General features: G+C 58.6%; 13 protein-coding genes. 6 read left to right on the top strand and 7 right to left on the bottom strand.

What is annotated here, in order from left to right; translation table 11 throughout:
* Nucleotides 1-64: 64 nt before the first annotated feature.
* A complete protein-coding gene (gene ssuD / locus BK660_RS06125; protein WP_123432566.1) occupies nucleotides 65-1,210 on the bottom strand; it encodes an FMNH2-dependent alkanesulfonate monooxygenase in 1,146 nt (381 codons plus the stop codon).
* A 10-nt stretch (nucleotides 1,211-1,220) separates the two neighbouring features.
* Nucleotides 1,221-1,784 carry an FMN reductase gene (gene msuE / locus BK660_RS06120; RefSeq protein ID WP_123432565.1) on the bottom strand — a complete coding sequence of 188 codons (564 nt, stop codon included), beginning with the start codon at nucleotides 1,782-1,784 and terminating at the stop codon, nucleotides 1,221-1,223.
* Nucleotides 1,785-2,181: 397 nt separating this feature from the next.
* On the opposite strand from msuE, the gene BK660_RS06115 reads away from it, so the two are divergent.
* From BK660_RS06115 to BK660_RS06100, 4 genes are all read left to right on the top strand, one after another.
* Nucleotides 2,182-2,451 (top strand): hypothetical protein, encoded by a 270-nt coding sequence (locus tag BK660_RS06115; RefSeq protein ID WP_123432564.1) that lies wholly within the window; start codon nucleotides 2,182-2,184, stop codon nucleotides 2,449-2,451.
* A 103-nt stretch (nucleotides 2,452-2,554) separates the two neighbouring features.
* Nucleotides 2,555-3,169 (top strand): LysE family translocator, encoded by a 615-nt coding sequence (locus BK660_RS06110; protein WP_123432563.1) that lies wholly within the window; start codon nucleotides 2,555-2,557, stop codon nucleotides 3,167-3,169.
* 204 nt (nucleotides 3,170-3,373) lie between these two features.
* Entirely contained in the window at nucleotides 3,374-4,531 is a 1,158-nt protein-coding gene (locus tag BK660_RS06105) for an aminotransferase class V-fold PLP-dependent enzyme (protein ID WP_123432562.1), read from the top strand.
* Between the two features lie 64 nt (nucleotides 4,532-4,595).
* The gene (locus tag BK660_RS06100; protein WP_123432561.1) at nucleotides 4,596-6,404 is read left to right on the top strand and encodes an aminopeptidase P family protein; all 1,809 of its coding nucleotides are present in this window, start codon (nucleotides 4,596-4,598) and stop codon (nucleotides 6,402-6,404) included.
* Here the strand turns inward: BK660_RS06100 and BK660_RS06095 are convergent.
* The gene (locus BK660_RS06095) at nucleotides 6,397-7,317 is read right to left on the bottom strand and encodes a LysR family transcriptional regulator (protein ID WP_185045022.1); all 921 of its coding nucleotides are present in this window, start codon (nucleotides 7,315-7,317) and stop codon (nucleotides 6,397-6,399) included. The two genes, BK660_RS06100 and BK660_RS06095, sit on opposite strands and share 8 nt — an antisense overlap.
* Before the next feature lie 104 nt (nucleotides 7,318-7,421).
* Between BK660_RS06095 and BK660_RS06090 the strand changes: the two genes are divergently transcribed.
* A complete protein-coding gene (locus BK660_RS06090) occupies nucleotides 7,422-8,420 on the top strand; it encodes a zinc-dependent alcohol dehydrogenase family protein (protein ID WP_123432559.1) in 999 nt (332 codons plus the stop codon).
* Here BK660_RS06090 and BK660_RS06085 read toward each other — a convergent pair.
* Both BK660_RS06085 and BK660_RS06080 read right to left on the bottom strand, forming a co-directional pair.
* Entirely contained in the window at nucleotides 8,417-9,007 is a 591-nt protein-coding gene (locus BK660_RS06085) for a 2-hydroxychromene-2-carboxylate isomerase (RefSeq protein WP_123432558.1), read from the bottom strand. The two genes, BK660_RS06090 and BK660_RS06085, sit on opposite strands and share 4 nt — an antisense overlap.
* A 36-nt stretch (nucleotides 9,008-9,043) precedes the next feature.
* The gene (locus BK660_RS06080) at nucleotides 9,044-9,772 is read right to left on the bottom strand and encodes an SDR family oxidoreductase (RefSeq protein WP_123432557.1); all 729 of its coding nucleotides are present in this window, start codon (nucleotides 9,770-9,772) and stop codon (nucleotides 9,044-9,046) included.
* A 90-nt stretch (nucleotides 9,773-9,862) separates the two neighbouring features.
* Between BK660_RS06080 and BK660_RS06075 the strand changes: the two genes are divergently transcribed.
* On the top strand, nucleotides 9,863-10,435 hold the full coding sequence (locus BK660_RS06075) for a TetR/AcrR family transcriptional regulator (RefSeq protein ID WP_123432556.1): 573 nt from the start codon (nucleotides 9,863-9,865) through the stop codon (nucleotides 10,433-10,435).
* On the opposite strand, the gene BK660_RS06070 is transcribed toward BK660_RS06075, so the two are convergent.
* Nucleotides 10,422-10,703, bottom strand: coding sequence for a hypothetical protein (locus BK660_RS06070; protein ID WP_027925802.1), 282 nt, complete (start codon nucleotides 10,701-10,703; stop codon nucleotides 10,422-10,424). The genes BK660_RS06075 and BK660_RS06070 overlap by 14 nt on opposite strands.
* A 168-nt stretch (nucleotides 10,704-10,871) precedes the next feature.
* Nucleotides 10,872-11,759: a threonine/homoserine exporter RhtA gene (gene rhtA / locus BK660_RS06065; protein ID WP_123432555.1), complete on the bottom strand. Its 888-nt coding sequence runs from the start codon at nucleotides 11,757-11,759 to the stop codon at nucleotides 10,872-10,874.
* Between the last annotated feature and the right edge of the window lie 292 nt (nucleotides 11,760-12,051).

Here is a 12,051-nt window from a genome sequence, read left to right as displayed (position 1 = left end):
TCGCGCCCCAACGGGGGCAAGCCCCCTCGCCACAAAGTTCCAGTTTCCAAGTAGGGATTGTTCGTCAGGCCGTGGCTTTGGTAGGCAGCACATCATTGGCGATCATTTCGCCAAAGGGCCCGGTCAGGTTGGTGGTGCCGCGTCCCGCCAGGCTGGCGTACGGCTCCGGCAACAATGGGAACACCAACTCGGCAAACCGATAAGCCTCTTCAAGGTGCGGATACCCGGAGAAGATAAAGCTCTCGATCCCGAGGTCCGCGTACTCCTTGATCCGCGCTGCCACTTGCTGTGGATCACCGACCAACGCGGTCCCGGCACCGCCCCGCACCAGGCCGACACCGGCCCAGAGATTGGGGGCAATTTCCAGGTTGTCTCGACGCCCGTCATGCAGCGCCGCCATGCGACGCTGACCTTCGGAGTCGAAGCGCGAGAACGATTTCTGCGCAGCGGCGATGGTCTCGTCGCTGATGTGCTCGATGAGTTTGTCGGCGGCTTTCCAGGCTTCGTCGGCGGTCTCGCGCACGATCACATGCAAGCGAATCCCGAACTTCACCGTGCGACCGTTTCGCGCCGCGCGTTCACGCACATCGGCGAGCTTTTGCGCTACGGCGGCCGGAGGTTCGCCCCAGGTCAGGTAGACGTCCACCTGCTCGGCGGCCAATTCATGGGCGGCTTCGGAAGATCCGCCGAAGTACAGTGGCGGGTAGGGCTTTTGCACCGGCGGGTAGAGCGCCTTGGCGTTCTGCACCTGAAGGTGTTTGCCTTCGAAATCCACCGCTTCGCCTTGCAGCACCCGGCGCCAGATCTGCAGGAATTCATCGGTGACTTCGTAGCGCTCGCTGTGATCGAGAAAGATGCCGTCGCCACGGTTTTCATCCGGGTCACCGCCCGTGACCACGTTGATCAGCAAGCGGCCATTGGACAAACGATCCAGCGTGGCCGCCATGCGCGCCGAGACTGTCGGCGAGATGATCCCCGGCCGAATCGCCACCAGATACCGCAGGCGTTCAGTCAAAGGCACCAACGCCGAAGCAATCACCCACGAGTCCTCGCACGAGCGCCCGGTGGGAATCAGCACGCCGTGATAGCCGAGGCTGTCCGCGGCCTGGGCCACTTGTTTCAGATAGTTGAGCGTGACCGGGCGTGCGCCCTGGGTGGTGCCCAGGTAATGGCCGTCGCCGTGAGTGGGCAGGAACCAGAAAACATCCATGAAGAAGTCCTTAAGCGATTTTCAGCAGATTTTTGGGGTGCACGCCGAACAATGGCGCGGCGCGTTCTGCAGCAAGGCGAATGCGGGCCTTCAAGGGCTCACTGGTTATTTGGTAGTTGGAGAAATCGGCTTCGGTGGCGTAGACGCCAATCGGCAAGGTCAGGGCCTGGAAGAAACTGAACAGCGGGCGCAATTGATGATCGAGGACCAGCGCATGGCGTTCGCTGCCACCGGTGGCGGCCAGCAGCACCGGCGTGTCGATCAGGGCGTTGAGGTCTATCAGGTCGAACAAATGCTTGAGCAATCCCGGGTAGGAGCCGCGATACACCGGCGCGGCAACAATCAGCAGGTCGGCGTTCTCGATCGCTTGCAACTGGGCTTCAATCTCGGCGCTCAACTCTTGTCGCGAGAGTGCCGCACCGAGGGGGCGAGCGATGTCACCGAGTTCGATCAGCCGGCTCTCGATCGGCAATTGCTCCGACAGTTCGCTCAACAGCGCCTGAGTCAGCACCAGGGTGCGAGACGGGCGCCAGGTTCCGCCCGACAGGGCAACGACTTTCAATGCACGGGACATGATCAGTTCCTTTTTCAACAGTTGCTCGGGGAGCAGTGAGTAGTTCTTGGGTTGAGCAAGAGCTGTACCAATCCATCGGGCCCCTGTTTACGGGGCTTTGAGCATGTTTCCTGGCCGACGTTGTACTGTTTTCGGGGCTGTTTGCTGGATGACTGTTGCCTGGCAAACAGTTGTTCCGGCAACAGTTCGTGAAGCGATGGCGTTGTTATAAAGGCTGTTTTATATTCCGCAAAAGACATTAAACAAATATTTATAGATTGTTATGGAATATATGAGGGCGTGGGTGGGGAGTGTTTACCAAAGTCGATAGCCACTATTGAGAGCGTTGATTTCTGCCCGTGAAGCCGCGCGAGTAGCCTGTGTTCATTCCCCCGAACCCAGATGCAGGACGCCAAAAATGAAACCTCTAATCGCCACTTTTCTGCTGCTCGCGGTCTCTGTGCTTGCCGGTTGTGCCAGTCATGTTTCACCGGAACTGCGGCCGTACACCGCCGAAGAATCCAGGGAATTGGCGCTAGAGGATTTGAATCGTCGTGGTCTGTCCTTCGAGGAATACCACGCGAAAAAAGCCGCACTGCTCGGTCAACCGCAAAAATCGTTCAGCTTCGATAAACAGGGCGAGATGAACGCCGAACGTGCTGTACAGCTTCACGGTCGTCCAAGCTGATCGAAAACTGTACCGCTCGAAGTTTCACATAACTGTCCATGGGTTTCCGGCAAGGCGTGCGATAGGGTCTTAACACCCGATTGACCCTAATGGACTGCCACTGATGACGCTTTCACTCGATCTGCTGATGGGCCTGGCCCTGTTTGCGCTCGTCACCTCGATTACTCCCGGCCCCAACAACACCATGTTGCTTGCATCGGGTGTGAACTTCGGCTTTAACCGCACCATCCCGCATATGTTGGGCGTCACCTGTGGCTTCTTTGTCCTGGTGGTCGCCGTCGGGTTCGGCCTCGGTGCCGTGTTTAAAACCTATCCTTTGCTCTATACCGTGCTGCGTTACGTCGGCGCGGCGTATTTGCTGTATCTGGCATGGAAAATCGCCCATTCAGGTCCGGTCTCTGAGAGCGAGAACAGCGAAAGCAAACCCATCACTTACCTCGGCGCAGCCGCGTTCCAATGGGTCAATCCCAAGGCGTGGATCATGGCCATCGGTGCCATCAGCACCTACACGCCGATGCAGGGCTATTTCACCAACGTGATCATCATTGCGGCGGTGTTTGCCGTGATCAATCTGCCGAGCGTCGGCATCTGGGCCGGATGCGGCACGTTGTTGCGCAATGTGTTGAAGGACCGCCGCTGGTTGCGCCTGTTCAACTGGGGCATGGCGGCGTTGTTGGTGGCTTCGCTGTATCCGTTACTTCTTGAAAGCTTTAGCTGACGCATTGCTTCAACCGGTTGCCCGATGCCTGTTAAGCTCGACTTCAGGAGCGTTCCTACGCACTTTTAAATGAAGTTGTTCTTCTTTAACGGCTTCCGATCAGGTATTTCTAACGTGCTGAAATATCGGCGCAGCTCACGAGGCTGCGCCTCGACGTTTCCGTCATGAGCTTCCTGATCCCGGAACACGCTCTGCGAGTCTTTTATGAATAAGCGTCCGTTGTATTTCGATTACGCCGCCACCACGCCGGTGGATGAGCGGGTCATCAAGGTCATGGTCGAGTGTCTGGGTTTTACCGGCAATTTCGGTAACCCGGCGTCCAGCTCCCATGCCTATGGCCAGCAAGCCCGACAGTCGGTCGAGCACGCCCGGCAGCAAGTCGCCGAACTGGTTGGCGCCACGGCGCAGCAGATTGTCTGGACCTCCGGCGCCACTGAATCCAACAACCTCGCGCTCAAGGGCGTGGCCCAGGCCCGTGGTGTCAGCGGCGGGCATATCATTACCAGCCAGATCGAACACAAGGCGATTCTCGACACGGCGAAGCAATTGCAGGACGCCGGTGTTGCGGTCACGTATCTGGTGCCTGACGCCGATGGATTGATCACTGCGCAAGCGGTCAGTGAAGCGATGCGCGAAGACACCTTCCTGGTGTCACTGATGCTGGTCAATAACGAGCTGGGCACGGTCAACGATATCGCCGCCATTGGTGAAATCGTGCGCGCGCGCGATGCGTTGTTTCACGTCGACGCCGCTCAAGGCGCGGGCAAGGTGGCCATTGATCTGGCGCGCCTGCCGGTGGACCTGATGTCGTTTTCCGCGCACAAGATCTACGGCCCCAAAGGTATCGGTGCGTTGTACGTCGGTCCGCGCGCGCAACAACGCTTGCAGCCACAGATTCACGGCGGTGGTCACGAAGGCGGGTTGCGCTCCGGCACCCTGGCGACTCATCAGATCGCCGCCATGGGCGCGGCCTTCGCCTTGGCCGCCGACGTGTTCAATGACGAGAAAGCCACGATCGTGCGCTTGCGCGAGCGATTGCTTGAGCAGTTGCTGAGCCTTCCCGGTGTTAGCCTCAATGGCAGCCCGGCCCAGCGCATTCCCCATACCCTGAGCCTGACGTTCAGCGAAGGTGAGTTTAATTCTGCGGCGTTGAGCCATTCGATCGCTTTTTCTGCGACGTCGGCCTGTAACTCCGCCAGCAACGTTCCATCCCACGTGCTGCTGGCCCTGGGGCATGACGCCCGCTCGGCGAGTCGCACCATCCGCTTGAGTCTCGGCCGGTTCACCACCGAGCAAGACATCGACCAAGCGGTAGAACTGATCAAAGCGGCCTGCGCCAGTGCCCCGGCATTCTGGCAGTAGCGCCTTAAAGCGCCGACTCAGATCGGCACTCAACAATAAGCTGAAGTGATTAGCAGGAGACACGATGAGTACGCAGCCTTCGATCAATGGATCGGTGCCACAGCGCCTGGCGCAAACCCGCGAACTGATGAGCCGAGAAGGCATTCATGCCTTGCTGGTGCCGTCGGCCGATCCGCACCTGTCGGAATATTTGCCGGGTTACTGGCAGGGACGGCAGTGGTTATCGGGCTTCCATGGCTCGGTCGGTACACTGATCGTGACCCCGGATTTTGCCGGCGTCTGGGCCGACAGTCGTTACTGGGAGCAAGCGACCAAGGAGCTCAAGGGCAGCGGCATCGAGCTGGTCAAGCTGCAACCGGGTCAACCAAGTCCATTGGACTGGCTGGCCGAACAAACCCCTGAAGGCGGCGTCGTCGCGGTGGACGGTGCGGTGATGGCCGTGGCGTCGGCGCGTACGCTGGGTGGCAAACTCGAAGAACGCGGTGCCCGCCTGCGTACCGACATCGATCTGTTAAGCGAAGTCTGGAGCGATCGCCCGACATTGCCGAATGAACCGATTTATCAACATTTGCCGCCGCAGGCGACGGTCAGTCGTGGCGAGAAACTGGCGAAGCTGCGCGAGGTGTTGAAGGGTCGTGGTGCTGACTGGCATTTCATCGCCACCCTCGATGACATCGCCTGGCTGTTCAATCTGCGCGGCGGCGACGTGTCGTTCAACCCGGTGTTCGTGTCGTTTGCCTTGATCAGTCAGGAGCAGGCCACTCTGTTCGTGGCCCTGAGCAAAGTCGATGCTGAACTGCGTGCGGTGCTTGAACAAGACGGCGTGACCCTGCGCGATTACAGCGAAGTAGCTGCTGCGTTGCGTGCCGTGCCGAGCGGCGCGAGCCTGCAAGTCGATCCGGCGCGCGTCACTGCCGGTCTGCTGGAGAACCTCGACAGCGGCGTAAAACTGGTCGAAGGCCTGAACCCGACCACGCTCGCCAAGTCGCAAAAAAGCCTGGCCGATGCCGAGCACATTCGTCAGGCCATGGAGCAGGACGGCGCGGCGCTGTGCGAATTCTTCACTTGGCTGGACTCGGCCCAGGGTCGTGAGCGCATCACCGAACTGACCATCGACGAACACCTCACGGCCGCACGTACCCGACGCCCGGGCTACGTGTCGCTGAGCTTCAACACCATTGCCGCGTTCAACGCCAATGGCGCGATGCCGCACTACCACGCCACCGAAGAAGAGCACGCAGTGATCGAGGGTGACGGTCTGTTGTTGATCGACTCCGGCGGTCAGTACCTGGGTGGCACCACCGACATCACGCGAATGGTGCCCGTCGGTACTCCGACGGACGAACAGAAACGCGATTGCACACGCGTGCTCAAAGGCGTGATCGCACTGTCCCGCGCGCAATTCCCTCGGGGGATTCTGTCGCCATTGCTCGATGCCATCGCTCGCGCGCCGATCTGGGCTGAAAGCGTCGACTACGGTCACGGCACCGGCCATGGCGTTGGTTACTTCCTCAACGTTCACGAAGGCCCGCAGGTCATCGCCTATCAGGCCGCCGCTACTCCGCAGACTGCAATGCAACCGGGCATGATTACGTCCATCGAGCCAGGCACTTATCGTCCGGGACGTTGGGGCGTGCGTATCGAGAACCTGGCGCTGAACCGCGAGGCGGGTTCCAGCGAGTTTGGTGAATTCCTCAAGTTCGAAACCCTGACACTGTGCCCGATCGACACCCGTTGCCTTGAACCGTCGCTGCTGACCCAGGAAGAGAAACAGTGGTTCAACGCTTACCATGCCGAAGTGCGCGAGCGCTTGAGCCCGTTGCTCGAGGGCGCTGCCCTTGAGTGGTTGAATACCCGCACCGCGGCTATTTGACGGGTTGGAGTTCAGGCGCTTGTTCGAGCGCCTGACTCATATAGTCGACAAAAGCCCTGACCCTGGCGGATTGGCGACGATTCGCCGGGGACACGGCATGAATCGGCAGCGACTGTGCCGTGTAGTCTTGCAAAATCGCCTGCACACGGCCGGCCTTCAGATCCTCGCTGAATAGCCACACCGGCGACAGCGCAATGCCCAATCCCCCCAGCACCATCTCGCGAATCGCCTCGGAGTTGTTGCTTTGCGCATTACCCCTGATAAGCACTTCGTGGCGTTGGTTGCCTCTTTGGTAATGCCATAGGTTCTGACTGCTCAGCAAATTGAATTGCAGGCAATTGTGCGCGCCGAGTTCTTCCGGGGTGTGCGGTTCGCCGTGTTGCTCAAGGTAGTCAGGCGCTGCAACCGTGATCCGGTGCGTGGTACCAATGTGACGCGCAAGCAGGCCGCTGTCGGTCAACTCGCCGATTCTGAACGTCACGTCCAGCCCTTCACTGACCAGGTCCTGATTTTGATCGCTGAGTTGCAGGTCAATCTGAACTTGAGGGTGCGTTTTGAGAAACTCAGGGAGTCGCGGTGCAATGTGCAGGCGCCCGAAACTCACGGAGGAACCGATTTTCAGATTGCCGGCGACGGATTCGCGTCCTGATCGAAAACGCTGTTCGGCCGCGTCCACGGCAGCCAGGATTTGCCGGCATTCGTTGTAGTAGCGCTGACCTTCATCGGTCAGGGACAGTTGTCGGGTGCTGCGGCTAATCAGCTTGGCGCCCAGCCTGGTTTCCAGCGCCCTTAATAGTTTGCTGATAGTCGGCTGGCTGGCCTGCATTTCTCGGGCAACGGCCGAGAAGCTGCCACGTTCGACGACCCGGACGAACGTGGCCATTGCGTTGAGTGTGTCCACGGGGTTTCTCATTGATGCCGTATGGGCATGATCACTATAGCGATATGGCGTCTTATCGGCATGAGTGAACTGGATGAAGATAAGTTCGACATTCACTTCTGACGGGAATTAGCGAAATGACTGACTCACTTGAAATGCGCGCTCTGATGGTTGACTCGGCCAATGGGCCTTTACGCTTGGTTTCTCTGCCGCGGCCTGTGCCGGGAACGGGTCAAGTGTTGGTGAGGATCAAGGCCAGTGGGGTGAATCCGCTGGATGCGAAGATTCGTGCGGGACAGGCAGCCCATGCGCGTCAGCCATTGCCGGCGGTGTTGGGCATGGACCTCGCGGGGATCGTTGAGGCAATAGGAGAGGGCGTCAGCGAGTGGCTGCCGGGTGATGAGGTCTATGCGATGGCGACCGGAATCGGTGGTGCGCAGGGCTCTCTCGCGGAGTTCGCGGTGGTTGATTCGCGGCTTCTGGCGCTCAAGCCGAAAAATCTGAGCATGCGCGAGGCCGCAGGGTTGCCATTGGTATTGATCACGGCGTGGGAAGGGCTGGTTGATCGGGCTCGGGTTCGGGCCGGTCAGAAAGTGCTGATTCACGGTGGCGCGGGTGGTGTCGGGCACGTGGCTGTGCAAGTAGCCCAGGCTTTGGGTGCAGAAGTGTTTGCAACGGGTTCAGCGCGTCATAAGGGGCTTATTGAAAGTTTTGGTGCAACGTTTATCGATTATCGTGCGTCTTCGGTGGAGGACTATGTGGCTGAGTTCACTTCGGGGGAGGGTTTCGATGTGGTCTATGACACGGTGGGCGGCGGGGTATTGGATGATTCATTCAAGGCCGTTCGGGTTTATGAAGGGCATGTCGTGAGCTGTCTGGGCTGGGGCCAACACAGTTTGGCGCCGTTGTCGTTTCGTGGGGCGACTTACTCCGGGGTGTTTACGCTGTTGCCTTTATTAACCGGTAAGGGGCTTGAACGTCACGGCCAGATTCTTCAGGGCGCGACGCGGCTGATTGAGGCGGGTCAGTTGAAACCGCTGCTCGATCCTCGGCAGTTCACGCTGGAAACTGCCGAGGCCGCCCATGAGTTGCTCGTTGCGGGAGGTGCGCAGGGGCGGTTGGTGGTCGAGATTTAACTCAGGGCTTCAACCACGAAGTCCAGCCGATCCTGGCCGAAGAACAACTGATTGCCGACGAACATGCTCGGCGCCCCGAACACACCGCGCTGTACCGCTTTCTCGGTATTGTCCTTGAGGGCGGCTTTGACCTCTTCGTCGGCTGTGAGGACGAGCACTTCATTGGGGTCAAAGCCGTTTTGTGTCAACACGGCGGCGACGGTGGCGGGGTCGTCGAGGCTGCGACCTTCGACCCAGAGGGCCTTGAACAGACAGTCGATAAACGCGAGGAAGCGCTCGGGATGACGTAACTGAATCCCGGTCACGGCACGCATGAGCATCAGGGTATTGATGGGAAAATGTGGATTGAATTTCAGCGGCACGCCATAGCGCTTTGCATAGCGGTCGAGGTCTTGAAACATGTAGCGGCCCTTGGCCGGGATGACCGCCGGCGAAGCGTTACCGGTGGCCTTGAAGACGCCACCCAGCAGCATGGGCGTGTAAATCAGTTGGCTACCGGTTTGCTCACAGATTTTGGGTAACTGGGTATAGGCCAGGTAGGTGGCCGGGCTGCCGAGGTCGAAAAAGAACTCCACGGTTTTGCTCATGGTCGGTGCACTCTGTTTTTGTTGTAGGGGTAGGGCTTACCAGCGTTCGCTCCAGGGCCGCAAATCCAGTTCGAACGTCCAGGCGTCCCGTGGCTGGCTGTGCAGGTACCAATAGTTCTCGGCGATGTGCTCGGGGTTGAGAATGCCGTCCTCATCCTTGGTTGCGTACTTTTCCGGGAAGCTCTCGCGGATGAAATCGGTATCGATAGCGCCGTCGACGACGACGTGAGCAACATGGATATTCATGGGGCCGAGTTCACGCGCCATGCTTTGGGCCAGGGCTCGAATGCCGTGCTTGGCACCGGCGAATGCTGCGAATCCCGCGGCACCGCGCATACCCGCGGTGGCTCCGGTGAACAGGATAGTGCCCCGTTGACGCTTGGCCATGCGCTTGGCGACTTCCCGAGCATTGAGGAAGCCTGAAAAACAGGCCATTTCCCAAATCTTGAAATACTTGCGGGCTGTTTCTTCAAGAATACTGCAGGGCACATTCGCGCCGATGTTGAACACAAACGCTTCGATGGGGCCGATCTCGCTTTCGATCTGCTCGACTAACGCAATCACCTCTTCTTCCTTGCGCGCATCGCAGGCAAAACCGTGGGCGTCACCGCCGTTGGCTTTGATGGCATCGACCAGAGGCTGGAGTTTGTCTGCACTGCGTCGGGTGACGCAGGCGACGTAGCCTTCCTTCGCAAAACGTTTGGCAATGGCGCCGCCGGTAGCATCACCCGCGCCGACAACCAGTACGACCTTCTTGTTATTCATGGGTTATCCCTTTGCTAAACGATCGTTAACTAAACGAACGTTATGCTACGATTTGGTACGCGTCAAGACGATCAATCTGAGGAATGGGCAATGCGCTACTCGGCCAGTCACAAGTTGGAAACCAAAGAGAGGCTGCTGGAAAGCAGCGCGGTGTCAGCCAAGAAGTCAGGTTTCTCCACGGTCGGTGTCGACGGTTTGATGAAGGCGATCGGCCTGAGCGGCGGGGCTTTCTACAGTCATTTTTCGTCGAAAGACGAACTGTTCGCTTCAATCGTCGAGCGTGAGCTGTGCCAAAGCCTGGAGCGATTAAGCGCCGATCAGGGGCGCGAAAAGCTTCAGCGATGCCTCAAGCATTACCTGAGCATGGCGCATGTCGAGCATCCAGAATCCGGCTGCGCGTTACCCGCGCTGGGTGCAGAGATCGCTCGTTCGGATGTGCTGGTTCGTCAGCAGGCGGAGCGCTGGATTTGTCAGCTACAGGAGAGTTGGGCGCGCATTCTGGAGAGCGACAGCTTGGCTTGGGCCATTTTGTCGCAATGCATCGGTGCTCTGGTGGTCGCGCGGATGCTGGCGACGCCAGACATCCAGCGTAATGTGTTGAAGTCCAGCTACGATGAGATTGGCCGCCAGATTGCCGGGCGGCAGCAATCTACTTGCAAATGACGATCATGCTGCGGCTGGTGTAGCCGGCGGGATTGAGGCCGAACGGATAATCGCCTGGTTCTTCCACCGCGTCCCCCGACTTGGCGATGACCTTGTACCCCTTGGGTGCGCACGAGTTGGCGGCGCTGGTGTAGCACTTGTCCCACGAGGATGAGAGCCCTGAACAGTTGATATGCAGCCCTTTCTTGCCATGTTTGACTGATGTTTTCGAGGTCGCCGCGCAGCCCGCAACTGCAAGTACGGCGATCAATATCAAAATTCGTTTCATTGCTGTCCTTATAGCGTTCCCGGATCTTGTGCCCGGGTCTGGCTGCATTCGCTTTCGCTGAAGCGTTCTGATGTCCCTATCCTGAAAAAATCCATGTATGGCACTGGGTTGCGGGCCTAAACATGGCCTAATTGAGCGGTAATTACCAGACCTGCGTCAAATCCTGTATCAATCTGCCGCAACCGCTGGCTTGGCACTGCTGCCCATGGTCATGGTTGCACCCACGGAAGCCAGAATGATGCACAAGATAGCCATCCACTGTGACAGTGAAAGGTATTCGTGGAGGAACAACAGGCCTGACAACGCGCCAATCGCAGGTTCGATGCTCATCAATGTGCCGAACGTGCGGGCTGGCATTCGGGTGAGGGCGACCATCTCCAGCGTGTAGGGCAGGGCGGTGGACAGGATGGCTACACCGATAGCCACCGGGATCAGCGACGGAGTCAGCAGCGCGGCGCCGGCATGGACGATGCCGATTGGGGCGACGAACAATGCAGCAATCATCACGCCCAATGCAGCGGTCTGCACACCGTTGTCGGCGCCGGCCTTTTGCCCGAAAAGAATGTACAACGCCCAGCAAACACCCGCGCCCAAAGCATAGCCGGCGCCTTCAAGGTCAATTCCGGCACTTGTCGCGCCTGTAGGGATCAAGAGCAGCAACCCGATAGCCGCGAGTGCTATCCACAAAAAGTCGATCGCCCGGCGCGAGGCATAGATCGCCACTGCCAGCGGCCCGGTGAATTCCAGGGCTACGGCAATGCCCAGGGGGACGGTGCGTAACGACATATAGAAGAGGAAGTTCATGCCGCCCAGCGCCATGCCATAAATGATGACGGTGCGCAGGGATTTGGCGGTGAGCTTCGCCCTCCATGGCCGCAGCATGAGCAGCATGATCACGCTGGCGAACATCAGGCGCAGAGTGGTGGTTCCTTGAGCACCAATAACCGGGAACATGCTTTTGGCCAGGGATGCTCCGGACTGGATCGAGGCCATGGCTATTATTAGAAGGCCTACCGAGAACAAGGTCGAGGCAATGCTGCGGGGCTGATCATTCATTGCGTGGCATCGTCCGAAATTGGAAGCGAGAGTATTGATGTAGTGCGGTTGGGCAATATAGTGCGCATTCGTGGCGGGCGCGTCTATATATAGCAGTGATTTTGGATTGTTCGATAGAAAAACCAAATCAATACTTGACGGCAGATTCTGGATGTCTATAATTCGCCCCACTTCCGGCGCAGTCGAAACGGAAAACTCCTTGGTAAACAAAGAGTTACGCAGTTTTCGGCAGTGAGCGGCTTCAGGTCATCGAAGCCCGAAAGGGAGTTGAAAAAGAGGTGTTGACAGCAGC

Source organism: Pseudomonas brassicacearum (assembly GCF_003732265.1).
GTDB lineage: Bacteria > Pseudomonadota > Gammaproteobacteria > Pseudomonadales > Pseudomonadaceae > Aquipseudomonas > Aquipseudomonas brassicacearum_D.
The sequence above is the reverse complement of the archived record's forward strand: the minus strand, read 5'-3'. Positions and strand labels throughout refer to the sequence as shown.